At 71.9% G+C, this 25,411-nt stretch carries 18 protein-coding genes and 1 tRNA gene; 3 read left to right on the top strand and 16 right to left on the bottom strand.

The window, feature by feature from the left end; all coding sequences use genetic code 11:
* Positions 1 to 178: 178 nt before the first annotated feature.
* Together IE153_RS05380 and IE153_RS05375 are read right to left on the bottom strand one after the other, a co-directional pair.
* Positions 179 to 1,978, bottom strand: a complete 1,800-nt coding sequence (locus tag IE153_RS05380) for a DEAD/DEAH box helicase (RefSeq protein WP_189588624.1) — start codon at positions 1,976 to 1,978, stop codon at positions 179 to 181.
* A 222-nt stretch (positions 1,979 to 2,200) separates the two neighbouring features.
* Positions 2,201 to 3,757, bottom strand: coding sequence for an MFS transporter (locus tag IE153_RS05375; RefSeq protein ID WP_189588623.1), 1,557 nt, complete (start codon positions 3,755 to 3,757; stop codon positions 2,201 to 2,203).
* A 193-nt stretch (positions 3,758 to 3,950) separates the two neighbouring features.
* On the opposite strand from IE153_RS05375, the gene IE153_RS05370 reads away from it, so the two are divergent.
* Positions 3,951 to 4,025: transfer RNA gene (locus IE153_RS05370), tRNA-Cys, on the top strand.
* 3 nt (positions 4,026 to 4,028) lie between these two features.
* On the opposite strand, the gene IE153_RS05365 is transcribed toward IE153_RS05370, so the two are convergent.
* Entirely contained in the window at positions 4,029 to 4,436 is a 408-nt protein-coding gene (locus IE153_RS05365) for a hypothetical protein (protein ID WP_189588622.1), read from the bottom strand.
* 241 nt (positions 4,437 to 4,677) lie between these two features.
* Between IE153_RS05365 and IE153_RS05360 the strand changes: the two genes are divergently transcribed.
* Positions 4,678 to 5,898 carry an LPXTG cell wall anchor domain-containing protein gene (locus IE153_RS05360; protein ID WP_229828831.1) on the top strand — a complete coding sequence of 407 codons (1,221 nt, stop codon included), beginning with the start codon at positions 4,678 to 4,680 and terminating at the stop codon, positions 5,896 to 5,898.
* 11 nt (positions 5,899 to 5,909) lie between these two features.
* Here the strand turns inward: IE153_RS05360 and IE153_RS05355 are convergent, their stop codons facing one another.
* The 10 genes from IE153_RS05355 to IE153_RS05310 form a co-directional block, all read right to left on the bottom strand.
* A complete protein-coding gene (locus IE153_RS05355; protein WP_189588620.1) occupies positions 5,910 to 7,076 on the bottom strand; it encodes an SUKH-4 family immunity protein in 1,167 nt (388 codons plus the stop codon).
* Positions 7,077 to 7,373: 297 nt separating this feature from the next.
* Positions 7,374 to 9,692, bottom strand: a complete 2,319-nt coding sequence (locus tag IE153_RS05350) for a xanthine dehydrogenase family protein molybdopterin-binding subunit (protein WP_189588619.1) — start codon at positions 9,690 to 9,692, stop codon at positions 7,374 to 7,376.
* Positions 9,689 to 11,902, bottom strand: coding sequence for a (2Fe-2S)-binding protein (locus IE153_RS05345; RefSeq protein WP_189588618.1), 2,214 nt, complete (start codon positions 11,900 to 11,902; stop codon positions 9,689 to 9,691). Before IE153_RS05345 ends, IE153_RS05350 begins: the two co-directional genes overlap by 4 nt.
* Positions 11,899 to 12,792, bottom strand: coding sequence for an FAD binding domain-containing protein (locus IE153_RS05340; protein ID WP_189588617.1), 894 nt, complete (start codon positions 12,790 to 12,792; stop codon positions 11,899 to 11,901). Before IE153_RS05340 ends, IE153_RS05345 begins: the two co-directional genes overlap by 4 nt.
* A 259-nt stretch (positions 12,793 to 13,051) precedes the next feature.
* The gene (locus IE153_RS05335; protein ID WP_189588616.1) at positions 13,052 to 14,674 is read right to left on the bottom strand and encodes a beta-N-acetylhexosaminidase; all 1,623 of its coding nucleotides are present in this window, start codon (positions 14,672 to 14,674) and stop codon (positions 13,052 to 13,054) included.
* 1 nt (position 14,675) lies between these two features.
* Positions 14,676 to 15,521, bottom strand: a complete 846-nt coding sequence (locus IE153_RS05330; protein ID WP_189588615.1) for a carbohydrate ABC transporter permease — start codon at positions 15,519 to 15,521, stop codon at positions 14,676 to 14,678.
* Positions 15,518 to 16,516, bottom strand: coding sequence for a carbohydrate ABC transporter permease (locus tag IE153_RS05325; protein ID WP_229828829.1), 999 nt, complete (start codon positions 16,514 to 16,516; stop codon positions 15,518 to 15,520). Before IE153_RS05325 ends, IE153_RS05330 begins: the two co-directional genes overlap by 4 nt.
* Before the next feature lie 5 nt (positions 16,517 to 16,521).
* The gene (locus IE153_RS05320; protein WP_189588614.1) at positions 16,522 to 17,820 is read right to left on the bottom strand and encodes an extracellular solute-binding protein; all 1,299 of its coding nucleotides are present in this window, start codon (positions 17,818 to 17,820) and stop codon (positions 16,522 to 16,524) included.
* 210 nt (positions 17,821 to 18,030) lie between these two features.
* A complete protein-coding gene (locus tag IE153_RS05315; protein WP_003990595.1) occupies positions 18,031 to 18,312 on the bottom strand; it encodes a DUF3039 domain-containing protein in 282 nt (93 codons plus the stop codon).
* Positions 18,313 to 18,341: 29 nt separating this feature from the next.
* Entirely contained in the window at positions 18,342 to 18,914 is a 573-nt protein-coding gene (locus tag IE153_RS05310; protein WP_185014436.1) for a YqgE/AlgH family protein, read from the bottom strand.
* Between the two features lie 252 nt (positions 18,915 to 19,166).
* On the opposite strand from IE153_RS05310, the gene murA reads away from it, so the two are divergent.
* Positions 19,167 to 20,507 carry a UDP-N-acetylglucosamine 1-carboxyvinyltransferase gene (gene murA / locus IE153_RS05305; RefSeq protein ID WP_189588613.1) on the top strand — a complete coding sequence of 447 codons (1,341 nt, stop codon included), beginning with the start codon at positions 19,167 to 19,169 and terminating at the stop codon, positions 20,505 to 20,507.
* 103 nt (positions 20,508 to 20,610) lie between these two features.
* On the opposite strand, the gene IE153_RS05300 is transcribed toward murA, so the two are convergent.
* From IE153_RS05300 to IE153_RS05290, 3 genes are all read right to left on the bottom strand, one after another.
* On the bottom strand, positions 20,611 to 20,892 hold the full coding sequence (locus tag IE153_RS05300) for an HU family DNA-binding protein (protein WP_003990598.1): 282 nt from the start codon (positions 20,890 to 20,892) through the stop codon (positions 20,611 to 20,613).
* A gap of 341 nt (positions 20,893 to 21,233) precedes the next feature.
* Entirely contained in the window at positions 21,234 to 22,667 is a 1,434-nt protein-coding gene (locus IE153_RS05295) for an NAD-dependent malic enzyme (protein ID WP_189588612.1), read from the bottom strand.
* Positions 22,668 to 22,998: 331 nt separating this feature from the next.
* Entirely contained in the window at positions 22,999 to 25,296 is a 2,298-nt protein-coding gene (locus IE153_RS05290) for a HelD family protein (RefSeq protein ID WP_189588611.1), read from the bottom strand.
* Positions 25,297 to 25,411 lie beyond the last annotated feature (115 nt).

Below are 25,411 nucleotides of genomic sequence, written 5' to 3'. Positions count from 1 at the left end.
AGCGAAGCAGGTTCGCTGAGCGGAAGGCTCCGTCCAGAATCCGGGCACGGGTCTGGGTGTAGTGCTTGTATTTGTGGGGTTTGCGCGCCCCAAAGGGGCGCGGGGCTGTGTCGATGTGCGGCTCCGCCGCGTGGGCGCGATCGACGACCTGCACCTGGCAGACGATTCACCACGGACGTCACTTCATCCGCGTAGCCCACTCCTGCACCTTGGTGATCCGCTGCCGCAACTGCCCCGCCGTCGCCTCCGCCGCCGCAGGCCCTCCGCACACCCGCCGCAGCTCCGTGTGGATCACCCCGTGCGGCTTGCCGCTCTGGTGGACGTACGCGCCGACCATCGTGTTGAGCTGCCGCCGCAGCTCCATCATCTCCTTGTGGGAGACCACCGGCCGCCGCTCGGCGGGCATTTCGAGCAGGTCGGCTTCCTCGTCCGGCTTCTTGCGGCTGTGCGCGATCTGCCGGGCCTGCCGCTTCTGGAGCAGCAGCTGCACCTGGTCGGGTTCGAGCAGCCCCGGGATGCCGAGGTAGTCCTGCTCCTCCTCGCTGCCCGGGTGGGCCTGCATGCCGAACTCGGCGCCGTTGTACATGACCCGGTCGAAGACGGCCTCGGACTCCAGCGCCTCGAAGGAGAACTGCTCCTGCTCGCCGGTGTCCTCGTCCTGCTCCCGGTTCGCCTCGTCCATCTCCTTCTCGGACTCGGCGTACGGGTCCTCCTCGCCCTGCTTCTTGGGCTTGTCGAGGACGTGGTCGCGCTCGCGCTCCATCTCGTTGGCGAAGGAGAGCAGGTCGGGCACGGTCGGCAGGAACACCGAGGCGGTCTCGCCGCGCCGCCGGGACCGCACGAAACGCCCGACGGCCTGGGCGAAGAAGAGGGGGGTCGAGATGGTGGTGGCGTACACCCCGACGGCCAGCCGCGGCACGTCGACACCCTCGGACACCATGCGCACCGCGACCATCCAGCGGTCGTTGTTGCCGCTGAACTCGTCGATGTTCTTGGACGCGCCGGCGTCGTCGGACAGCACGAGGGTGGCCTTGCTGCCGGTGATCTCGCGGATCAGCTTGGCGTAGGCGCGGGCGGAGTCCTGGTCCGCGGCGATGACGAGCGCGCCCGCGTCCGGGATGGCCTTGCGCACCTCGGTCAGCCGCTGGTCGGCGGCGCGCAGCACGGCGGGCATCCACTCGCCGCGCGGGTCGAGGGCGGTCCGCCAGGCCTGGCTGATGGCGTCCTTGGTCATGGGCTCGCCGAGCCGCGCGGCGATCTCGTCACCGGCCTTGGTACGCCAGCGCATGTTGCCGCTGTAGGAGAGGAAGATGACGGGCCGCACGACGTTGTCCGCGAGGGCGTTGCCGTAGCCGTAGGTGTAATCGGCGGCGGACCGCCGGATCCCGTCGTTCCCCTCCTCGTACGTCACGAAGGGGATGGGGTTGGTGTCGGACCGGAAGGGCGTACCGGTCAGGGCGAGCCGCCGGGTCGCGGGCTCGAAGGCCTCGAGGCAGGCCTCGCCCCAGGACTTGCTGTCACCGGCGTGGTGGATCTCGTCGAGGATGACGAGCGTCTTGCGCTGCTCCACGCGGTTGCGGTGCAGCATGGGCCGGACGCCGACACCGGCGTACGTCACGGCGACCCCGTGGTACTCCCGGCTGAGCGGCCCGGCGCTGTACTCCGGGTCGAGCTTGATCCCTATCCGCGCCGCGGCCTCGGCCCACTGCTTCTTCAGGTGCTCGGTCGGGGCGACGACGGTCACCTGCTGCACGACGTGGTGGTGCAGCATCCAGGAGGCCAGCGTCAGCGCGAAGGTCGTCTTGCCGGCGCCGGGGGTGGCGACCGCGAGGAAGTCCCGCGGCTGTTCCTGGATGTACTTCTCCATCGCGCCCTGCTGCCAGGCTCGCAGCTTGCTGGCGGTACCCCAGGGGGCGCGGCCGGGGAACGCCGGGGACAGGTGGTGCGAGGCAGAACTGGTGCCGGCGGTGGTAGTCACGGTCTCCGTTGGGGGTCGGGCGGCTCGTGCGAGGGAGCCTGACGGCTCGGCTACGTATGACAACCGGGCCACCCTACCGGCGCCCCGAGCCGCCCCACGCGCGGACCGGGCCGGGTCACCGGTGGGTGGGACCGACGTCACAGCGTCCGGGGCGCGAGGGCGGGCTGCTCTGCCGGTCTACGGCGGGCTGCTCTGCCGGTCCACGGCGGGCTGCTCTGCCGGTTACGGCCGGTGCTCCCGCAGTCGGGTCGACACCCAGGCACCGACGAGTGCCACCGCCGCCATCGGCAGGAACACCGCGGTGAAGGCGGCCGGGTGGGAACCGGAGGTGTGCGTGGCCGTGTGGGACACCGCGCCGCCGCCCAGCGCGGCGAAGGCGGCGCCGCCGGCGGAGAGCAGGACGACGTTGGAGAGGCCGTCGGAGATCTGGAGGGCGGCGGAGTTGGTGCCGGCCTCCTCGGGGGCGGAGAGCTTGAGCAGGAGCACGCTCGTGGAGGAGATCACGAGCCCCATCCCGAAGCAGCCGAAGGCCCAGGCGACGGCCAGGGTCCAGACGGGCACGGACTCGATCAGCACGCTCGGCGCGGCGGCGACGGCCGCCGCCACCAGCAGCATCCCGACCGTGGTCAGCCGCTCCCGGTACGGCTCCACCCGTGACCGCGACTGCACCCAGGAGCCCAGCGCCCACGTGCCCCCGCCCGCGGCGAGCGAGAACCCGGCCAGCGTCGGACTGAGCCCGCGCTGCGTGACGAGCATCAGCGGTACGAACGACTCCGCGGCGATGAAGGACCCGGCGGCGACGCCGCGCAGCAGCACGACGGACGGCAGCCCGCGCGCGGCCCGGTACGTGCCGCGCGGGAGCAGCCCGAGCACGGCCGGCACCAGCAGGGCCACGCCGACGGCACCGGGCAGCAGCGAGAGCGGGCGCAGGTCCTGGGCGGCGTACTGGAGCAGCCCGGCACCGAGGGAGATGCCCAGGGCGAGCCGGATACGCCGACGATCGAAGGTGGCGGGCGGGTTGGCCGGTGGGGCAGGGTCCGGCGTGACGGGCCGGTCGGCGACGGCGGTCCGTTCCGCGGGGACGGGGAGGTCTGCACTCTGCGCCGCGGCGGACTCGGCAGGGGTGTGCTGCGCGGGCCCGGACGCCCGGCGCCGTATCTGCGGCAGCGCGAGCGCGAGCGGGAAGACGACGAGCACGGGTATCCCCACGAACACCCACCGCCACCCCACCTGTTCGGTCACCGTGCCGGCGGCGAGCGGACCGACGATCGACGGGAGCACCCAGCTCGCGGCGAACGCGGCCATGATGGCGGGCCGCAACCGCTCCGGATAGGCCCGCCCGACGACGACGTACAGCGCGACGATCACCAACCCCCCGCCGAACCCCTGCACGGCCCGGCCCAGGATGAACACCCACATCGTCCCGGCGGTCCCCGACAGCAGCAGCCCGGCCCCGAAGGAGGCGATGCCCGTCGTCAACGGGCCGAGGGGGCCGCGCCGGTCCGACCACTGACCGGAGAGCACCATCCCGAACAGACTGGTCGTGAAGTACCCGGAGAACGCGAACGCGTACAGGGAGACCCCGTCCAGTTCCCGTGCGGCGACGGGCATCGCCGTCCCCACGGCGGTCGCCTCGAAGGCGATGAGCAGCACGACGGAGACGATCCCGACGCTCAAGGCCCGGTACGCCGCTCCCAGCACGCCCGCGTCCCGCTCTGCGACGGAGGGCAGGTCAGCGGCCTCCACGACATGGGCATCACGCGGCTTCGGGACGGTCATGCCCGCCAGCGTAAGGTCCACGCCGCACTTTGACCCCTGTCCGAAGACGGCACCCCTCTAGGACCTTGGTCGTACACCCCTCTTCCCGGCCACCCCCTTCATGAACGGCATATGGCAGTCACATTGCAGCCCACGCGATCCCCTTGAGCCCCACCCCACCCCGTCCTACGGTCATCACACCGAGTACGAACACGGCCGTGTGCCCGAGTGGTTCAGGGGCTCGCCTGCAAAGCGAGTTACGTGGGTTCGAATCCCGCCACGGCCTCCAGCATCAGCCCGCCGAGCAGAGACCGTCGTTCGGGCAGAACATGACCCAGGTGTAGTTGTAACCGGTCCGCACCGTCACGGGATTCGGTGCGGGTCCGGCGTTGACGGAGGACCCCGTGTCGGGTGTGGCGGTGAAGGTGACCGTCGTTCCGACCTCGAAACTCGCGGTGCACGTGCCGGTCGGGTTCGGCTGCGGGTCGTTGGAGGCGTAGGGGTCCCACGCCTCCTGGTGGCAGTTGATCCCGGCCGGCTGGCTGGTGATGGTGCCGCCGCCCCAGCCGTCACTGACGTACGCGGACAGTTGAGCCGTGGTCTGGGCCTGGGCCGGGGCCACGGAGGCGATCGCGGCGGCTGTGGCGAGCGCGGTGAGAACTCCTGTCACGCGCCAGGCGCCGGTTCTTCTCTTCCTCATGGCAGGCTCCTCGGATCGAACATGTCGACCCCTGTGACCAGCCTATTGGCCCTCTCGGCGATCTGCTACGGGAGCGCGGCCGGGGCGCCGTCACCTCACGTCGACCGGACCCTCGCGGCGTGTTCGGAAAGTCGTGCACAACCCCGAGCACCTCTCAGGTGTCCAGGACATGACCGGTAGCCCATGCTCCGGTCGTCGTGCCTTACGGGGACGACGAGGAACCCCGACGAGGAGAACCACCGTGCACTTCCGCCCCTCGGCAGCCGTCCTGGCCGCTGCCGTGATCGCCGTTGCCGGTCCCGCTGTCGCCGCGCCCGCCGTGCAGGCCGATGACGGTGGGCCCGAGTTGGTCGTGTCGGCGCTGCCGTCCGCGGCTCCCAAGCCGGGCGAGGTGTACGACAAGTCCGTCACCCTCACCAACAAGGGCACGGCCGCCGTGGACGGGGTCACCTTCCGGGTGCGTCTGACGCGGGGGCTGGACTTCCCCGAGCAGGTGAAGGGCTGCACCTACTCGACCGTCAAGGACCAGGTCAGGCAGGCGGTCTGTGAGCTCGACACGGTCGTCGAGCCCGGTGCCTCGGTCATCACGCCCGTGCGGTTCAAGGCGCTGGACAAGGCCCTGATGGAGGCCGTCGAGTACGGCACGAGCGCGACCGGGGACGCCCCGGGCGAGGGGTTCGACGACAGTTACCGGCGGCTCACCCTGACCGCGGACAACACCGCCGACCTCGTCGCCGTCGGGGAGGAGATGGAGGCGCTGGCCGGCGGGGAGCAGTCGGTCACGGCGACCCTGCGCAACGACGGCCCCGGCTGGGTGCAGAACCAGGAGAGCGACGACCTCCCCGGACTGCTGGTACAGATCCCGCCGGGCACCGTGGCCATCGGCGTGCCGAAGGGCTGCGCGCCGTTCGGGATCGACGGGCCGAGCGGACCGCAGGGGACCACGGGCAAGCCCAAGTACGTGTGCTGGCCGCAGGACGGGACCCTCGACGCCGGCCAGTCGCTGGCGTACACCTTCACGCTGAAGATCAAGAAGTCCACGCAGGACACCGAGGGTGAGATCAAGGCGTCGTCCGTCTACGACATCGCGCCGAAGTACGACACGAACCGCTCCAACAACACGGCCGCGATCGGCATCGACGTGCCGAGCGACTACGAGCCCGAGCCGAGCCCCTCGGACGGCGCCGACGGTGGTTCCGGCAACGGCGGGAACGGCAACGACCCCGAGGGCCAGGCCGCGGGCGGCACGGGCGCCACGGCTTCCCCGTCGGCCTCGGCCTCGACCGACACGACGACCGGCGGCTCCACCGGCACCACGACCGGCAGCACCACCGGCGGCAACCTCGCCACCACCGGCTCCGACGGCACCCCGCTCCTCGCCGGTGCCGCGGCTGCCGCCGCGGTGCTCGGTGGCGGTCTGGTCTTCGCCGTACGCCGCCGCAGCGCCGCCAAGTCCGCCTGACGGCAGCCCCGTCAGAGCACCCCGCCGGCCTCGTCCTGGAACGCGTCCGTCCAGTAGTGGCGGACCGTTCTGCCGGCACTCACGCCCGTCGGGTCCACCGTCGACAGGACCTGCAGCATCGTCATGGCCAGCTGGTCGTAGGTGTCGGTCGTCAGTTCGTGGGACGACTGGGCGTCTATCGCGCGCTCGCGGTGCAGGAGCCAGAGGGTGAAGGCGAGCGTCGACACGTCGGTGTTGAGCGGGTACAGCGTCGCCTCGGGTTCGCTCCAGTTCAGGACCGCGCCCGTCGCGCCGTCGATGACCAGGCTGTTGTCCTCGACCAGGTGGCCGAGGCGGATCAGTCGGTGGGCACCGGCGGGGAGCACGGCCGGGGTGTCGGTGTCGGCGTGGTACTCGGCGAGCGTCGCCAGGGGGACGTCCGTGTCCAGGCAGAAGACGTGGGCGTCCTCCGGCAGGCCCACCTCGCGCAGGAAGCGGCGGGTCGGTTCGTGTGTGAGGGTCCCGGGGAAGTCGACGTCCTCGAAGCGAACCATCCTGCCGGGGCCGAACTCCTGGTCCAGGAGGCGGTGCGGGAGGTCCAGGGAGAGGCCGGACGCGCCGCCGCGGCCCGCCACCAGGGACAGGGGGCGGATCAGCGCCGCCATCTTCCAGAACGGGGCCGGTTCGCCGTCCGCGCCGTCGCGGAACACCGCCAGCAGGTGCTGGGACGCCTGCGCCACCGCCTTGGGGCCGTAACGGCCGGCGTAGGAGGCGAACTGGCCGCGCAGGCCGGCCAGTTCGTCCGTGGCCTCCGCGAAGCGGACCAGCGTCCGCAGGGACGGGGCCAGGGGGCGGCGGTCCATCAGGTCGGGGCGGTCGTGCAGGACGTACGTCGTCGAGATCTCGCCCGTCGCGCCGTCCAGCAGGACCGACTCCGTCTCCAGGCCGCCGGGGCCCAGCAGTCCGCCTATCACGAGCTGTTCGCGCAGTTCCGCGGAGAGACGGTCGTCCGGGTCGCCGGTCGAGTCGGCGACCGTGCGCAGGCCCTCGCGGCTGAGCTCGGCGAAGCTCAGCACGCCGCTGTCGCAGGGCAGTCCGGGGCCGGTCAGCCAGTGCCGCGTGGACGCGTGCGTCACCCACGGGTCCAGCTCGGACTCGGTCAGGGTGATCACCGCGGAACCGGTATCGGTCGTACTCATGGGCTCCCCCGCATGTACTTGCTCACCGTCCCCTGGCGGAGCACGGCGGACCACCCGGCGAAGCCCGGCAGCCGTTCCCCACTGCCCAGAACAGTACGCGCCACCACTGACAACGCCCCGGACCGGCGACGCGCGCCCGGCGACCACGCCACGTCACCTCACAAGACGCTCAGAGCACCCTGGCGCGTTCCCTTTCCGCCGAAATCGCTTTCATTCTGTGGCACGGCGTCAGTTTCACGAGGGTGGAGTGCAGTCCGATGCGCGGGGTCCGGGCGGGCCCCGCGGGAGGCACCGGCCTCAGCCCCGTTCCGTCACCACCGCGGCCTGGGGGCGGATCGGGAGGCGGTTCACGGGGCGGCCCGTCGCGGCCCGGACGGCGGACGCGACGGCCGCCGGGGACGTCACGACCGGCACCGCGCTGACCGCCTTGGCCCCGAAGGGCGCGACCACGTCGCGCTCCTCGACCAGCCGGACAATGCGGATGTCGGGCGCGTCGAGGGCGGTCGGGAGGGCGTAACCGGTCAGGTCGGGGTGGCGGACGATGCCGCGCGGCGTGCGCAGGTTCTCCGTGAGGGCGATGCCGACGCCCTGCGTCACGCCCGCCTCGATCCGGGCGGCGAGCTGGGTCGGGTTCAGGACGCGGCCCACGTCCTGGGCGACGGCCAGTTCCACGACCCGTATGGAACCGATCTCGATGTCCACGTCCACCACCGCGCGGATCGCGCAGAAGGCCATGCCCACGAACGCGTCGCCCTGGCCGGTCTCGTTCAGCGGCTCGGTCGGGTGCGGGCGGCACTGGGCGGTGGCCCACAGTTCCTTGCCGTCCAGCGCCTCGGTGACGGTCGTGGAGAGCACCCCGTCGTACGAGGTGATCTTGCCGTCGGTGATCTGGAGCAGCTCCGTCGACATGCCGAACTTGTGGGCGAGCGGCTGGAGGAGCTGCGTGCGGACCATCTTGGCCGCGCGCTCCACCGCCCCTCCCGAGACCCAGGTGTGGCGGCCGCGGCAGCCCGCGCCCGCCGGGGGCTGGTCGGTGTCGACCGGCGCCACGTGCACCTCGTCGATGCCGAGCGTCTCCTGGACGATCTGCCGGGCCAGGGTGGTGAAGCCCTGACCGGTCTCGACGGCCGCGCACAGGACCGTCGCGACACCGTCGTGGACCTTCACGGTCGCCGTGGAGACCTCGTCCGCGCCCTCCGCGCCGAGCATGTGCACCATGCCCACGCCGTAGCCCACGCCCCGGCGCACGGCGCCCGGTTCGCCCGCGCCCTCGGGTCCGCCGGGCAGCAGCCACTCGTCCTCGGACGTGTCCTTGGGCAGCGGCGGCAGCGGGAAATCCCGGACGGCCTGGAGAAGTTCGGCGACCGGGGCCGGGCAGGTCACGGTCTGGCCGGTCGGCAGCACGTCGCCGGTCGCCAGCGCGTTGCGCAGTCGCACTTCCGCCGGATCGAGGCCGAGCTTCTTGGCGATCTTGTCCATCTGCGCCTCGTAGGCGGCGCAGACCTGCATGGCGCCTTCGCCGCGTACGTGGCCGGACGGGGGGTTGTTGGTGCGTACGGCCCAGCCCTCGATGAAGGCGTTCGGGACGACGTAGGGGCCGCAGGCGAAGGCGACGGCGGCGGCCAGGGCTTCGGAGGAGGTGTCGGCGTAGGCGCCCGCGTCGAGCAGGATCTGCGCCTCGACCTTGACGAGTCTGCCCTCGCCGTCGGCGTGGTGGCGGTAGCGCAGCAGGGTCGGGTGCCGGTGAACGTGGCCGAGGAAGGACTCCTCGCGCGTGGCGGTGAGCTTCACCGGGCAGCCGGTGCGCAGCGCGAGCAGGCCGAGCGGGAGCTGGAAACCCTGGTCCTCGCGGTCGGCGGTGGCGCCGGGGACGCCGGTCACGACGACCTTGACGCGCTCGGGTTCCAGGCCGAACGCGGCGGCGGCCGCGTCGCGGTCGGCGTGCGGGTCGGTGGAGGCGAGGTAGAGCTCCACCCCGCCGTCCGGTCGCGGCACGGCAAGCCCGGCCTCGGCGCCGATGGGCGCGGGGTCCTGGCGCCCGATGCGGTACAGGCCTTCGACGACGATCTCGCCGGCTGCCTCCGGGTCGCCGTGGCGCAGCGGGATGTGCCGGATCAGGTTGCCGTCGGGGTGCAGCGGCTCCGCCTCGAAGGCCTGCTCCGGGTCGGTGACCGGGTCCAGCACCTCGTACTCGACGATGACGGCGGCGGCCGCCATGCGCGCGGTGTCGGGGTGGTCGGCGGCGACGGCGGCGATGGGCTCGCCGTGGTGGCGCACGACCTCGGAGGCGAAGACCGGGCGGTCGGCCGTGCCGCGGCCGTGCAACGGGCGGCCGGGGATGTCCTCGTGGGTGACGACGGCGCGGACGCCGGGCATCTCACGCGCGTGGGTGGTGTCGATGGACAGGATGCGCGCGTGCGGGTGCGGTGAGCGCAGCACGGCTGCCCACAGCAGGCCCTCGGCCCACAGGTCGGCGGCGTACGGGAAGGTGCCCTCCGTCTTGGCGCGGGCGTCGGCGGGCGGGAGCGAGGCGCCGATGCCGTGCGGAAGCGGTTCGGGGGCGGGGGCGGCCTCCGCGGCCTGTGCGGCCTGGGCGGTGGCTGCTTCGTTGCTCACGCGGGGCCTCCGTCCTGGCCGTAGGGCTGGTCGTGCGCTTCTGGGGAGTGCGGTTCCGGGGTGCGCGGTTCCGGGGGCGCTCCGAAGGCCGATGCGTTCACGCCACCGGCGCCCGGGCCCGCCTGGTGCGGGATGCGGGGTTCGTCGGAGTCGCCGTCGGCGGGCGCGGAGTGGGCCTCGCGTTCGGCGACGACGTCCTTGACGGCGTCCACCACGCCCCGGTAGCCGGAGCAGCGGCACAGGTTGCCGCACAGTGCCTGGCGGGTCTCCAGCTCGGTGGGCGCCGGGTTGCCCTCCAGCAGGTCGTGCACGGTCATCGCCATGCCGGGGACGCAGAAGCCGCACTGGACGGCGCCGCAGCGCGCGAGCGCCCGCTGCACGTCCGACGGCTGTCCGTCCTCGGCCAGGCCCTCGACGGTACGGACCTCACTGCCGGCGGCGGTCACGGCCGGGACGAGGCAGGACGCCACGAGCCGCCCGTCGACCTGGACGTTGCACGCGCCGCACTCGCCCTGCGAGCAGCCGTCCTTGGCGCCCGCGAGTCCGAGCCGCTCGCGCAGCACGTACAGCAGGGACTCGCCGATCCACGCGTCGCCGACGGGACGGTCGGTGCCGTTGACGCGCAGGACGTAGGAGGCGAGGGGGTGTTCCTCCTGGGGGGCCGCGGGGGGGACGTCGTGGGGGGCGGCCGCGGACGGGGTGGTCGCCGCGGTGGCCGGGTCCTGGTCCGGGGCCGGGTCCTCGGCCGGGGGCTCACCGTCGACGGTCTCCGGGCCGGTGCCGGTGTCCGCGTCCGCGACGTCCGGGAGGGACCCGGCAGCGGGCTCGGAGGGGCCGTCGGCGGCCTCTGGGGGCCCTGGAGTGTCCTCGGGGGACTCGGAGGGCACACCGGCCTCTCCGAGGCCGGGAGCGGCCTGTGAGGCGTCCTGGGCGTCCCGCGGATGCGCGGCGGATTCCGGGTGCGCCTCGGGCACGGGCTCCCCGGGGAACCCGTCATGGGCCTCGCCGTACGGCTGTCCGGGCGCGTGACCGGCGGGGCCGGCCCCCTCGGGCCCGTGCTCGGCGAAGTCCGGGTGCTCCGGCCCGTGCTCGGCGAAGTCGGACGGCTCGGCCCCGTGGTCGGCGAAACGGGACGGGTCCACCGCGTGACCGGCCTCCCCGGCCCCCGGCGCGTACGCGGCGCTCGACGGCTGCGGCGCGTGGCCGTCGCCCGGCGTCTGCGGCCCGTGGCCGGCGTTCCCGAGGGACTCCGGCCCGTGGCCGAACTCCCCGGGCTGATGCGCGTGACCGTGACCGGTGTCCTCGTGGACGCCCGGCGAGTGCACGTCCTGCGGGTGGTGCCCGGGCCCGGCCTCCGGGCCCGCCTCCTGCGGCAGCGGCCCGGCGGCCTGCTGCTCCGGCGCGTACCCGGACTCCGGGGCGTAACCGGTGCCGGAGGCGGCGTCGCCCTGCTCGTGACCGTGCTCGTGGGGGAAGCCCCGCCGGGCCTCCTCCTGCCCCGCCGTGTCCTGCGGGTCCTGCCCCCACGGCCGGCCCGTGGCCTGCGTCGCCCAGGGGGCGGGCGCGCCGCCGGGCAGCGTGGCCGGCGGGGTGCCGCCCCACTGCTCGACCAGTGAGGACGTGGTGAACTCGCCCGACTCGTCCGGAAGGTCGCCCCCGGCGACGGGGATGGACCACTGCCCGGTCACGTCATGGCCGGGCGCGCCTTCGGCGGCCGCGGTCTCCTCGAAGGTCCACTGCCCGGTCGCCCCGGGGTTGTACGTGAACCGGTCGTCGCCGCCGTGCGGCGGTGCCGTCGCCTCGGGGCCGTAGGGCGTGCCGTGGTCGTAGGGCGCGTCGGTGCCGCCGTAGGACTGCTCGGGCACGTCGTGGCCCTGCTGGTGGTGCGCGCCGTGGTCGTGGCCGTGCTGCCGGTGCCCGGCGTTCGGGTCGTGCCACTGCGCCCCGTCGACCGGCGCGCCCGGCGCCGGCCACGCGCCCGTGGCGGCCGGGTCGGTTCCGGCGGTCGTCGCGGGGTTGACCGTTATCTGCGGCGGTACGTAGCCGTGTCCCGGCGCGGCCAGGGGGCTGTCGGCGGCCAGCAGGGCGTCGACGCCTCCCTCGGGGAGTTCGACGAAGGCGGTGGCGCCGTCGTCGTACTCGCCCTGGGGCAGCGGGTCCCAGCGGCTGCCGCCCCGGGGCGTGCCCTCTCCGTGCTGGTCGTCGCTCACGACAGCGCCCTCCCCAGTGCTCGTCGGGCCAGCGCGGCGACGGTGCGCCGCAGGTGCAGTACGGCGGGCGGAAGCGGTGCGACCGAGCCGTCCTCGGCCAGCGCCGCGTCGGGGATGCAGGCCGCGGCGACGTACTCGCCGAAGGCGCTCAGCGCCTCGGGGACGAGCGCGCGGTTGTTGTCCCAGTCGATGAGGCCGGCGACCCACTGCTCGGCGTCCAGGGGCCGCAGCGGCATCGGCGCTATGGCGCCCACCGCGCAGCGCACGCCCCGGCGCGCCGGGTCCAGGACCAGGGCCACGGACGCCACGGCGCGCCCCGGGCCGGTCCGGCCGGTCGCCTTGAGGAAGACCTGCGGGGCGTGCAGCAGCGGCACGCGCACGAAGCCGATGAGCTCGCCGGCGCGGAGCATGTCCATCCCGGCCAGCAGGTGCGACACGGGGATCTCCCGGCGGGCTCCGCCCGGGCCCGCGACGATCAGTGTCGCCTCCAGGGCGGCCAGCACCGGCAGCGCGTCCCCGGTGGGGGCGGCCGAGGCGATGTTGCCGCCCAGGGTGCCCGCGTTGCGGATGTGCGGCGGGCCGGCCGCGCGTGCGGCGGCGGCGAGCGCCGGGATCAGGGCCGCGAAGTCGGGGCGGCCCATGCGCGCGTGCGTGAGGCCCGCGCCGAGCAGCGCGTGACCGTCCAGGTACTGCCAGCCTCGGATCTCGCTGATCCGGCCGAGCCCCACCAGGGCGGCGGGCCTGAGCTGCCCGGAGTTGACGGCGGCCATCAGGTCGGTGCCGCCCGCGACGGGCACGGCGGCGGGCACGGCGGTGAGCGCCGCGACGGCCTCGTCCAGCGTCGTGGGCAGCGTGACGGCCTGCGCCGCCTGCGGTGCGTGCGTGGTCAAACCGGCTGCCCCTTCCCGCTGCCCCACCTGGTCCCACCTGTGCTGCCGTACGGTACGTGCTGACAGGGCGGACGTGGCAACTCTGGCACATCTTGGCGAGAGCCGAAGACACGGGTCCGCTAGGAGGCATTCGCCCACCTCACCGGCGAGATGGTCCGTTTTCGCACTGGTTCACCAGTGCATGCCGATTGGCACTTTCGGTGACCCTTGTGCGCTTTTTCCGTGGCCTGTTCGAGCTGTTCGGTCGTGACGGGTACCGCTACCGGTGGGGCGGCGGGCCGTCGACCGGGCGGCCCAGCACCCCGGGTCGCCGCTGCCAGGGCAGGGGGCCGGTGGGAGGCCGGTAGGCGACGCCCAGGGCGTCGAGCCGCCCGTAGTGCGCGGCCATACGGCTCCGGAAACCGGCGAAGTCCCGTTCCGCCGGGGCGGGCAGGGTGCTCCAGGCGACCTCCGCGAAGGCCGCGAGGCGGGGGAAGGCCTGATAGTCCACGCGCGCGTGGTCCTCCATCACCTCGGTCCACAGGTTGGCCTGGGCGCCCAGCACGTGCCGGGCCTCCTCGGGTGTCAACTCCGGTGGAACGGGCTCGAACCGGTAGACGTCCTCCAGGGTGCGCACCCACCCGATCGGTACCGGCTCCTCGGGGCCCGGGTCCTGACGGTGGTCCAGGTACACCTGCTGCTCGGGGCACATGACGACGTCGTGGCCGGCCCGGGCGGCGGCGACGCCTCCCGCGTAGCCGCGCCAGGAGGAGACGGCGGCGCCCTCGGCGAGCCCGCCCTCCAGGATCTCGTCCCAGCCGATCAGCCGGCGCCCGCGCGCGGACAGCCACGCGTCGAAGTGCTTGATGAACCAGGACTGGAGCTCGTCCTCGTCCGCGAGCCCGAGTTCCCTGATCCGCGCCTGGGCCGTCTCCGACCGCCGCCACTGGTCCTTGGGGCATTCGTCGCCGCCGACGTGGACGAACTCCGAGGGGAACAGCTCGAGCACTTCCTCGAAGACGCCCTCGTAGAAGCGCAGGGTGTTGTCAGTGGGGGCGAGTACGTTCGGGTTGATTCCCCAGGTGTCCCAGACGGAGAGGGATGTGGTGTCGATGACGTCGGTGTTGCCGAGTTCCGGGTACGCGGCGATGGCGGCCTGCGAGTGGCCCGGCACGTCGATTTCGGGGACGACGGTGATATGCCGCTCGGCGGCGTAGGCGACGATCTCGCGGATGTCGTCCCGGGTGTAGTAGCCGCCGTGCGGCTTGTCCTCCCACAACGGCGAGGCGCGGTGGCCGGTTTTCGTACGGGTGCGCCAGGAGCCGATCTCGGTCAGCCGGGGATGCCGCTCGATCTCGATGCGCCAGCCCTGGTCGTCCGTCAGATGGAAGTGGAAGACGTTGAGTTTGTGCGCCGCCATCAGATCGAGGTAGCGCAGCACGCCTTCCTTGGGCATGAAGTGCCGCGCGACGTCGAGCATCAGGCCGCGCCAGCGGAATCGGGGAGCGTCCTCGATCGTCAGATGCGGCACGCTCCAGGCGCGGTCGCGATCGAGCGGGGCCCTGCGGTACGCGTCGGGGCCGAGGAGCTGCCGCAGGGTCTGGGCGCCCCAGAAGACACCGGCCGCGCTGCCGCCCTCGACGAGGACGCCGGAGCCGTCGCTGACGAGGCGGTACTCCTCGGGGCCGAGGCCGGGGTCGAGTCGCAGCCCGATGCCGCCCTCGGCGTCGTCGAGCTCCCGCCCCTCACGCAGCGGCAGCCCGGTGGCCTGCCGCAGGGCGGCGCCCAGCCAGTGGGCGACGCCTTGCGTCGCGGTGTCGGCGCAGAGCCGGGAGTGGTGCGTCAGCCGCACCTCGCCGGATCCGGCGGTGGCGCCGCGGGGCGCCGGGATCAGTTCGGTCACGTCAGTCCTTCACCGCTCCGCCCAGTCCGGAGACCAGGCGCCGCTGTACGAGTACGAAGAAGACCAGGACCGGGATCGTCATGACCGTGGAGGCGGCCATGACTCCGCCCCAGTCCGGGTCGTCGGGCTTGTAGAAGACGAGGAGGGCCATCGGCAGCGTCGACTGCGCGGTGTCGCTGATGATGAACGACTTGGCGAACAGGAAGTCGTTCCAGGCGGAGATGAACGAAAACACGCTGGTGGCCACGAGACCCGGCAGGACGAGGGGGAAAAGGATCTGCCAGAGGAATCGCGCGCGGCTCGCCCCGTCGATGTACGCGGCCTCCTCCAGCGCCTCCGGAACGGCTTTCACGAACCCCCGCAGCATCCAGATCGCGAAGGGCAGCGAGAAGGCGATGTGGGGCAGGATCAGCGAGCCCAGCGTGTTCAGCCGGCCGGCGTCCCGCATGAGGAAGAACAAGGGGATCGTGAGGGCTTCCACGGGCACCATCTGGGCCACCAGAAACATGATCAGAAGGGTGGTCCGCAGGCGGAACCGGAATCGTGTGACGGCGGTCGCGGCGAGAAACGCGATCAGCCCGGAGGCGATCACGACGCAGCCCGCGACGACGAGGCTGTTGAGGAAGTAGCGGCCGAATTCCTGCTGCCCGAAGACGCGCCGGAAGGAATCCAGGGAGGGCGCGAGGGTCCACGGCCTGGGTTCGCCGGACTCGATCTCCCCGGCCGGTTTGAAGGCGCTGAGCACCATCCAGTACAGGGGGAAGGCCACGACGACCGCGATCAGCAGGGCGGAGGCCTCGGCGGCCAGCCTGCCCGGGCGGCGCACTCGGGCGCGTGGAAGGTTCACAGTTCCTCCCCCTGACGGCGCAGCAGCCGCAGGTAGACCAGCGTGACGGCGAGCAGGATCAGCAGCGTCACGATGCCGATCGCGGAGCCCAGGCCGTACTGCGAGGACGCGAAGGCCTGCTGGTAGGCGTAGACGTTCAGCACGAGGTTCTGGCCGGCGATGCCGCCGCCGCCCGTCATGACGTAGATCTGCGTGAAGACCTTGAAGTCCCAGATGACCGACTGGATGGTGACGACGACCAGGATCGGCCGGAGCATCGGGGCGAGTACGGAACGCCAGATGCGCCACTGCGAGGCGCCGTCGAGGGAGGCGGCCTCCAGCACTTCGCCGGGTACGGCGCGGATCCCCGCGTACACGGTCACCATGACGAACGGGAAGGAGCACCACACGACTTCGAGCAGCACGAGGAAGAAGGCGCTGAGACGGCCGTAGGTCCACGAGTGGTCGCCGAGGCCCAGCATGCGGTTGACCGGGCCGAAGTCGGGGTCGAAGAGGAACAGCCACACCGTGGAGCCGGTCACGGCCGGGGTCGCCCACGCGCCCAGGGCGGCCAGCATCAGCGCGAGCCGCGGTACGGCCCGGACGCGGGTGAGGAGGACGGCCAGGGCGCAGCCGACCGCGAGCGTGGAGACGACACAGGCCGCCGCGAACAGCACGGTGGCGAGCAGCACCTGCCAGAACTGCGGGTCCCCGAACAGTGCGGCGTAGTTCCCGAACCCCTCGAAGGTGGCCGGTTCCCCGCCGCTGACCTGAGCCTGCGTGTACTGGAAGAAGGAGATCAGCCCGAGCTGGTAGATCGGGTAGACGAGCAGCCCGCCCAGCACGACGAGCGCGGGCGCGAGATACAGCCAGGGCGTCCAGCCGCCGGTGCGGCGGGCGGCCCCGCGTGCGGTGCGGCGGCCCCGTGCGCCGGCGGCCTCACGCGGGGGCCGGGGGGCCGGCACGGTCGACGCCGCGGCGGCCACGGGGGTTTTCACGCAGCCGCGGTCGTTCATCGGCTTCACCCGGCGGAGCCGAACGCGTCGTTCATCTTCTTCGCGGCGTCGTCGGAGGCCTTCGTGACGTCCTTCTTGCCGCTGATGACCTCCTGGAACATCGTCGGCAGGACGAGGGAGGAGTCGATCTGGGCCCAGGCGGGCGACGCGGGGACGAACTTGGTGCCGGCGGACAGGGTCCGCACGAAGGGCTTCACGAACGGCTCCTGCCGCGCGACCTGCTGGCGGACGTCGGTGAAGGTCGGCAGGAAGCCCATCGCGTCGAAGAGTTCGCTCTGCGTCTTCTTCGAGGCGAGCTGCTCCATCAGCTGCACGGCGAGCGTGCGGTGGGACGTGCTCTTCAGGACACCGATGTTGTTGCCGCCCGCGAAGGCCGGGGCGATCGAGCCGGACTTCACACCCGGCAGCGGGACGACGGCGTACTTGCCCTTGACCTTGCCGGCCTCGACGGCGGTGTGGCTGAAGTCGCCGCCGATCGCCATGCCCGCCTTGCCCGCCGCGAACGCGGAGATCGTGTCGTTGCCGCCCATGCCCGCGCACTTGGCGGCCGGGCAGTTGTCGTCGCCGAAGAGGGACGTGTACGCCTTGATGCCCTTGCGGGCCTCAGCGCTGTCGATGCCGGACGCGTACGAGCCGCTCTTGCCGTTCGCGAGTTCACCGCCGTTGGCCCACACGAACGGCATCGCGCCGTAGGTGTAGGCGCCGCCGACCACCAGCCCGTACAGCTCGGGCCTGGCGGCGCGTATCGCGCGGGCGGTGGAGGCGAGTTCGTCCATCGTCCTCGGGACGGACAGGCCGAGCTCCTTGAACACGTCCGTGCGGTAGTACAGGGCGCGGACGCCGACGTAGAAGGGGGCGCCGTAGAGCTTGCCGTCCACGGTCACCGACTGCTTCGCCGTCGGGTCGGTGTCCTTCGCCTCGCCCCAGTCGCCGAACTCCTTCGTGACGTCGAGGAGTCCGCCGTCCTTCACATAGCCGGCCGTGTCGGTGTTGCCGTACTCCATCACGTCGGGCGCGGAGGCGGGGTCGTTGAAGGCGGCCTTGACGCGCTGGGCGCGGGTGTCGATCGGGATGTACTCGACGTCGACCTTGGTGCCCTTGTGGGCCTTCTCGAAGCCGGCGACGACGGAGTCGACGACCTTCTGCTTGGGGGCGTTGCCGACCTCCTGGAAGAGCCACACGCGCAGCGTGCCGGTCTTCTCGTCCTTGTCGGAGGAGGAGTTCGAGGAGGTCTGGGGCGCGCAGGCGGTGGCCAGGAGAGCGGCGAGCGCGGTGAGCCCGGCAAAACGGACGGACAGCTTCATGGAGTGCTCCTCCGAGGGAGTGTTGCAACATGCGCAATGAAGGTTTCGCTGTGCACAACACTCGGAGGCTAGGGACTGCATGAACACGCCCACAAGAGGTCTCAACCACTCTGTGACCGGCAGACGCACCCTGCGCAACGCCCGGACAGCACAAAAGCCTCCAGGGCGCGCAAAACGCACCCTGGAGGCCTCACGCCCCGCGGGTCGGGCTTACTTGTCGCCCTTGCCCTTGTCGTCGTCGCCGGAGCTCATGGACTCGTAGATCTCCTTGCACATGGGACACACGGGGTACTTCTTCGGGTCGCGGCCCGGCACCCACACCTTGCCGCACAGCGCCACGACGGGGGTGCCGTCGAGGGCGCTCGCCATGATCTTGTCCTTCTGGACGTAATGGGCGAAGCGCTCGTGGTCACCGTCACCATGCGAGGTCTGCGGCGTCGGCTCAACGAGGGTCCCCGTACCAGTCCCGCGCTCGGGCTCGAGAGTGCTCATAGGGCCAAGGGTACTGAAGCTCACAGGCATCAGTTGAGCGAAGGGTCCTCCGGGTACGTCGCCACCATCGCCAGCTCGCTGCGCTGGCGGCGCAGCACCTCGCGCCAGAGCCGCTCGGGGGACGGGGACGAGACGTCGCCGGGCTCCGACTCGACGACGTACCACGCGCCGTCCACCAGCTCGTCCTCCAGCTGGCCCGGGCCCCAGCCGGCGTACCCGGCGAAGATGCGCAGGGAGCCGAGGGCGGAGGCCAGCAGCTCCGGCGGGGCCTCCAGATCGACCAGCCCGATCGCGCCGTGCACCCGGCGCCAGCCCAGCGGGGCGGCCTCACCCGTCGCGCCGCCGGGGACGACCGCGACCCCGAGGGCGGAGTCCAGCGACACCGGGCCGCCCTGGAACACGACACCCGGTTCCACGGCGAGATCCCCCCAGCCCTCCAGGATGTCGGCCACGTCCACCGGGGTGGGGCGGTTGAGGACGACACCGAGGGAGCCCTCCTCGTCGTGGTCGAGAAGCAGCACCACCGCGCGGTCGAAGTTCGGGTCCGCCAGGGCGGGGGTCGCCACGAGCAACCGCCCTGTGAGCGAGGACACCTCGGTCATGGCAGACATGATCCCGCATTCTCCCTCCGCGTGGGGAGGCAATGCGGGACAGGGAGGGAACGCAGCTCAGGGCGCACTGATGCGCCCCATGCGCACGAAACCGGTCGTGACCCCATGTGCCCGGAACGGAACGGTTCGTGTTGTGACAGAGCTATGACGTGGCTGGGTCTCACTCAGGCTTACAGAAGGGGGGTGGTGGGCGATTACCCTTTCCCTCCTGGCCCCTGCCCGACTCCATGGAACGCGAGATTCATGACCGTCAACGACGATGTCCTGCTTGTCCACGGCGGAACCCCGCTGGAGGGCGAGATCCGTGTCCGCGGTGCGAAGAACCTCGTACCGAAGGCCATGGTCGCAGCGCTGCTGGGCAGCGCTCCGAGCCGGCTGCGCAATGTTCCGGACATCCGCGACGTGCGAGTCGTGCGGGGTCTGCTGCAGCTGCACGGTGTGACGGTCCGTCCGGGTGACGAGCCCGGCGAGCTGGTGATGGATCCGACGCGCGTGGAGAGCGCCAACGTCGCTGACATCGATGCCCACGCGGGTTCGAGCCGTATCCCGATCCTGTTCTGCGGCCCGCTGCTGCACCGCCTCGGCCACGCGTTCATCCCCGGCCTCGGCGGCTGCGACATCGGTGGCCGCCCCATCGACTTCCACTTCGAGGTGCTTCGGCAGTTCGGCGCGAAGATCGAGAAGCGGGCGGACGGCCAGTACCTGGAGGCGCCCCGGCGGCTGCGCGGTACGAAGATCGCGCTGCCGTACCCGTCCGTCGGCGCCACCGAGCAGGTGCTGCTGACGGCCGTCCTCGCGGAGGGCGTCACGGAGCTGTCCAACGCGGCCGTCGAGCCGGAGATCGAGGACCTCATCTGCGTGCTGCAGAAGATGGGCGCGATCATCGCGATGGACACCGACCGGACGATCCGCATCACCGGTGTGGACCAGCTCGGCGGCTACAACCACCGTGCCCTCCCGGACCGCCTGGAGGCCGCTTCGTGGGCGTCGGCGGCGCTGGCGACCGAGGGCAACATCTACGTCCGCGGGGCGCAGCAGCGCTCGATGATGACGTTCCTGAACACCTACCGGAAGGTGGGCGGTGCCTTCGAGATCGACGACGAGGGCATCCGCTTCTGGCACCCCGGCGGCCAGCTGAAGTCCATCGCGCTGGAGACGGACGTGCACCCCGGCTTCCAGACGGACTGGCAGCAGCCACTGGTCGTGGCCCTGACCCAGGCCACGGGCCTGTCCATCATCCACGAGACGGTCTACGAGTCCCGCCTCGGCTTCACGTCCGCGCTGAACCAGATGGGCGCGCACATCCAGCTCTACCGCGAGTGCCTGGGCGGCTCGAACTGCCGCTTCGGCCAGCGCAACTTCCTGCACTCGGCCGTCGTCTCGGGCCCGACGAAACTCCAGGGCGCGGACCTGGTCATCCCCGACCTCCGCGGCGGCTTCTCGTACCTGATCGCGGCCCTGGCGGCCCAGGGCACGTCCCGCGTCCACGGCATCGGCCTCATCAACCGCGGCTACGAGAACTTCATGGAGAAACTCATGGAGCTGGGCGCGAAGGTGGAGCTGCCGGGGAAGGCGCTCGGCTAGTCGCGCTCGCAATGACGCCAAAGGGGCGGCCACCCGGTTCGGGTGGCCGCCCCTTTGATGTCACTCACTGGGTTCGTACACCGTCGGCGTACGAACGGCAGGGTTACTTACCCTTGGCCGCTTCCTTGAGCTTCGAGCCCGCCGAGACCTTCACGCTGTAGCCGGCGGGGATCTGGATGGGCTCGCCGGTCTGCGGGTTGCGGGCGGTGCGAGCGGCACGGTGCGTGCGCTCGAAGGTCAGGAAGCCGGGGATGGTGACCTTCTCGTCGCCCTTGGAGACGATGTCGCCGACGACGTCGGCGAACGCGGCCAGCACGGCGTCGGCGTCCTTGCGAGTCACCTCGGCGCGGTCGGCCAGCGCGGCCACCAGCTCACTGCGGTTCATGTTGTTACTCCCGTGTTCATCTTGCCGTTGAGGCGTCAGATCGAAGCCGATGCTGCCAGGGTCCCTGATGAGTCCCCGGACCCGGGTCCGTCGTCAGACCCTCGCGCCCAGGGACGCATCCTGCCCCTACCTGCGGCGGGAAAGCCAATCCGGCACCCGCTGGAGTCGTGAGAACACCCTTGGGGAGTCACACGAATAGAGGGCCTGAGCCTTGCGCCACGATAGCTCCGCTGCTGACAGGGTTCTTGCGACGCGCCGGGTTCCAGGCTGCCGTGGGGTTACTCACAGTCCGGGGAGACTGCGCCGTCCGGACCCCCGCAGCGGCCCGGACGGCCTCGGCCTCAGACCCCGGACGGGCTGCCCGCCGACGCACCGACCGCCTTGGCGGCCTCCCGCACGGCACCGGCGACCGCGCCCGCGACCTTGTCGTTGAAGACGCTCGGGATGATGTAGTTCGGGTTCAGCTCGTCCTCGGTCACCACGTCCGCGAGGGCCGTCGCGGCGGCCAGCATCATCTCGGTGTTGACGGTGCGGGACTGCGCGTCCAGCAGACCGCGGAAGACACCCGGGAAGACCAGCACGTTGTTGATCTGGTTCGGGAAGTCCGAACGGCCGGTGGCGACAACGGCCGCGGTCTGGCGGGCGATTGCCGGGTCGACCTCCGGGTCGGGGTTCGCAAGCGCGAACACGATGGCGCCGTCGGCCATGGCGGCCACGTCGTCGCCGTCGAGGACGTTCGGGGCGGAGACGCCGATGAAGACGTCGGCGCCGCGCACGGCCTCCTTGAGGGTGCCCGTGAGGCCCTCGGGGTTGGTGTTGTCGGCGATCCAGCGCAGCGCCGAGTCCGGGGCGGCGTCCACCAGGTCCTCGCGGCCGGCGTGCACGACGCCGTGGATGTCGGCGACGACGGCGTTCTTGACGCCCGCGGCGAGCAGCAGCTTCAGGATGGCCGTACCGGCCGCGCCGGCGCCGGACATGACGACGCGGATGTCCTCGATCGCCTTGCCGGTGACGCGCAGTGCGTTCGTCAGGGCGGCGAGGACGACGATCGCGGTGCCGTGCTGGTCGTCGTGGAAGACGGGGATGTCGAGGGCCTCGCGCAGCCGGGCCTCGATCTCGAAGCAGCGCGGAGCGGAGATGTCCTCGAGGTTGATGCCCGCGAAGCCCGGGGCGATCGCCTTGACGATCTCGACGATCGCGTCGGTGTCCTGGGTGTCCAGGCAGATCGGCCAGGCGTCGATGCCGGCGAACCGCTTGAAGAGGGCCGCCTTGCCCTCCATGACGGGCAGCGCGGCCTTGGGGCCGATGTTGCCCAGGCCCAGCACGGCGGAACCGTCCGTCACGACCGCAACGGAGTTGCGCTTGATGGTGAGGCGGCGGGCGTCCTCGGGGTTCTCGGCGATCGCCATGCACACGCGGGCGACGCCCGGCGTGTAGACCATGGACAGGTCGTCGCGGTTGCGGATGGGGTGCTTGGACGCCATCTCGATCTTGCCGCCGAGGTGCATGAGGAAGGTCCGGTCCGAGACCTTGCCCAGCGTTACGCCCTCGATGCCGCGGAGTTCCTCCACGATCTCGTCGGCGTGCGCGGTCGACGTCGCCGCGATGGTGACGTCGATACGGAGCTTCTCGTGACCGGATGCGGTGACGTCGAGGCCGGTCACCGAGCCTCCGGAGGACTCCACGGCGGTGGTGAGCTGCGAGACGGCGGTTCCGCTCGCGGGCACCTCCAGCCGGACCGTCATCGAGTAGGAGACGCTGGGCGCCGTTGCCATGGCCGACTTCCTCTGCTTTCACCTGACGCTGATTTGTGCCGTCCGATCGTCGCACCTACCGCTGAGTAGCAGGTAGCCGCCCTGGATTGCGAACGTTTTGTTCGCGGAATGGGGCAGCAAAAAGAGACCCACGTCACGTGGACGTGGGTCTCTTCTCAAGTAGGTGGCACCGACCCGCCATGCTCGCCTCGCGGCAAGTGGTCGCTCGTAGCGACGAAGGTTGGGCCCGGGGGCTTGGATCGAGCCGGTGCCACATCCAGGCTAACAAACAGATCCCGTAAGGCCATTCCCGTACCGGTAGTTCATTTCGCCGGTAAGTGGGTATCGGGCCTCAGTCCCTGAGCAGGTCCGGAACTCCCGCCGCGTCGGGCTCGTCCCGGTCGGCCGAGACGACCGTGAGCTGCTGGGTGGCCCGGGTCAGCGCGACGTAGAGGACGCGCAGGCCGGCCGGGGACTCGTCGGCGATCTCCGCCGGGGAGACCACCACCGTCGCGTCGTACTCCAGGCCCTTGGCCTCCAGGCTGCCGAGGGCCACGACCCGGTCGCCGAGACCGGCGAGCCAGCGGCGCGCCTCCTCGCGGCGCTGCATGGCGACGACCACGCCGACCGTGCCGTCGACGCGCTCCAGCAGCCGGGCCGCCTCGTCGCGGACGGTGGTGCCCAGCGTGTCCTCCACGACGGTGAAGCGGGGTTCGACGCCGGTGGAGCGGACCGCCTTCGGCGACACGGAACCGGGCATGGCGAGGGCGAGGACCTTCGAGGCCAGCTCGGCGATCTCGGCCGGGTTGCGGTAGTTCACCGTGAGCTCGAAGCGGCGGCGGGGGCGGGTGCCGAGCGCCTCGTCGCGGGCCTCGGCGGCCTCGTCCGGGTCGGACCAGGAGGACTGGGCCGGGTCGCCGACGACCGTCCAGGTGGCGTGCCGGCCGCGGCGGCCGACCATGCGCCACTGCATCGGGGTGAGGTCCTGGGCCTCGTCGACGATGACGTGGGCGTACTCGACGCGTTCCTGCGCGAGGCGTTCGGCGCGCTCGCGCTGCGACTCCTCGCGCACCGGCATCAGCTCCTCCAGGCCGGTGAGCTGGTCGAGCGGGTCGAGTTCGCGCTTGCGGCGGGGGCGGGCCGGGGCACCGAGGACGGCCTGGAGCTCGTCGAGCAGGGCGATGTCGTGCACCGTGCGGCCCTCGCGCCTGAGCGAGCGGGCGACCTTGCGGACCTCGCCGGGGTTGAGGATCCGCCGGGCCCAGCGGCCGAGGCGCCGTTCGTCGGCCATGGCGTCCAGGACGGCCGCCGGGGTCACCTCCGGCCACCAGGCGTCGAGGAAGGCGATGAAGGCGTCCTCGGAGGTGATGTCCTCGTCGAAGGAGGAGCGCAGTTCGGCCGCGAGTTCGGGGTCGGAGTGCCGGCCGGCCGCGCCGGACCGCTCCCACAGGGCGTCCAGGAGGAGCTTGCGGGCACGCGGGCGCAGCAGGTTCACGGGGGCGGTGCCGCCGAGGGCGGAGCGGCGGATGCCGTCCAGCTCCCGGGCCTCCAGCTCCAGGCGGCGTCCGAAGGCGACCACGCGCAGCCGGGCCGGCGGGTCGTTCAGCTCCAGGGCGCCGCGCGCGGCCTTCCGCAGCACCTTGAGCATGCGGGAGGAGCCCTTGGCGCGGGCCACGGACGGGGAGTCGTAGAGCGTGGCCTCGCTGCCCTCGACCAGGGAGCCGATGGCGCGGATGGCGACCTGGCCCTCCTCGCCGAGGGAGGGCAGCACGCCCTCGGTGTAGGCGACGAGCAGCGGGGTGGGCGAGACGATCAGGATGCCGCCCGCGTAGCGGCGCCGGTCCTGGTAGAGGAGGTAGGCGGCGCGGTGCAGGGCGACGGCGGTCTTGCCGGTGCCCGGGCCGCCCTCGACGTACGTCACGGAGGCGGCGGGGGCGCGGATGACCAGGTCCTGCTCGGCCTGGATGGAGGCGACGATGTCGCGCATGGTGTGGCTGCGGGCCTGGCCGAGCGCGGCCATCAGGGCACCGTCACCGATGGCGGGCAGCTCGTCGCCGTCGAGGTACGCCGTGAGCTCGGGGCGCATCAGGTCGTCCTCGACGCCCAGCACCTGGCGGCCCTTGGAGCGGATGACGCGGCGCCGGACGACACGGCCGGGGTCGACCGGGGTGGAGCGGTAGAAGGGGGCGGCGGCCGGGGCCCGCCAGTCGATGACCAGCGGCGTGTAGTCCTGGTCGAGGACACCGATACGGCCGATGTGCAGGGTCTCGGCGATGTCGGCGGTGTTGTCGGGGCGTACGGCCCCCTCCGCCGGCTCGACGGCGGTGTACGCCCCGTCGGGGCCCTTCTTGCCGTCCTTGCCGGTCAGCAGATCGATACGGCCGAAGAGGAAGTCCTCGAACTCGTTGTTGAGCCGGTTCAGGTGGATGCCCGCGCGGAAGACCTGGGCGTCACGCTCGGCGAGTGCGCCGGGGGTGCCGACCTGCCCGCGCCGGGCCGCGTCCCGCATGAGGAACTCCGCCTCGTGGATCTTCTCCTCGAGGCGCCGGTACACCCGGTCCAGGTGTTCCTGTTCGACGTCGATCTCCCGGTCACGAACCGAGTCGTGCACCGAACCGACCGCGACTTGTCTCTGAGCCTGAGCGGCCACCGGGCCCCCTTCTGACGTGCTGGGCAGCCGTCAACCGTACGCGAAGGGGGCCCCTGGAAGCTACGGGCCGGCGGGCAGGCGCGGGACCTGTTGCCCCAATGGCGCCTGCCGTACG

This window comes from Streptomyces massasporeus, assembly GCF_014648995.1.
In the GTDB taxonomy this organism is placed as follows: domain Bacteria; phylum Actinomycetota; class Actinomycetes; order Streptomycetales; family Streptomycetaceae; genus Streptomyces; species Streptomyces massasporeus.
The sequence above is the reverse complement of the archived record's forward strand: the minus strand, read 5'-3'. Positions and strand labels throughout refer to the sequence as shown.

What these genes read in the sequence shown, in the direction of transcription:
- murA (WP_189588613.1), top strand. Translation starts at nt 19,167, where the DNA reads ATGACCGTCAACGACGATGTCCTGCTTGTCCACGGCGGAACCCCGCTG.
- IE153_RS05375 (WP_189588623.1), bottom strand. Translation starts at nt 3,757, where the DNA reads ATGACCGTCCCGAAGCCGCGTGATGCCCATGTCGTGGAGGCCGCTGAC.
- IE153_RS05365 (WP_189588622.1), bottom strand. Translation starts at nt 4,436, where the DNA reads ATGAGGAAGAGAAGAACCGGCGCCTGGCGCGTGACAGGAGTTCTCACC.
- IE153_RS05355 (WP_189588620.1), bottom strand. Translation starts at nt 7,076, where the DNA reads ATGAGTACGACCGATACCGGTTCCGCGGTGATCACCCTGACCGAGTCC.
- IE153_RS05295 (WP_189588612.1), bottom strand. Translation starts at nt 22,667, where the DNA reads ATGGCAACGGCGCCCAGCGTCTCCTACTCGATGACGGTCCGGCTGGAG.
- IE153_RS05325 (WP_229828829.1), bottom strand. Translation starts at nt 16,516, where the DNA reads ATGAACGACCGCGGCTGCGTGAAAACCCCCGTGGCCGCCGCGGCGTCG.
- IE153_RS05320 (WP_189588614.1), bottom strand. Translation starts at nt 17,820, where the DNA reads ATGAAGCTGTCCGTCCGTTTTGCCGGGCTCACCGCGCTCGCCGCTCTC.
- IE153_RS05315 (WP_003990595.1), bottom strand. Translation starts at nt 18,312, where the DNA reads ATGAGCACTCTCGAGCCCGAGCGCGGGACTGGTACGGGGACCCTCGTT.
- IE153_RS05310 (WP_185014436.1), bottom strand. Translation starts at nt 18,914, where the DNA reads ATGACCGAGGTGTCCTCGCTCACAGGGCGGTTGCTCGTGGCGACCCCC.
- IE153_RS05300 (WP_003990598.1), bottom strand. Translation starts at nt 20,892, where the DNA reads ATGAACCGCAGTGAGCTGGTGGCCGCGCTGGCCGACCGCGCCGAGGTG.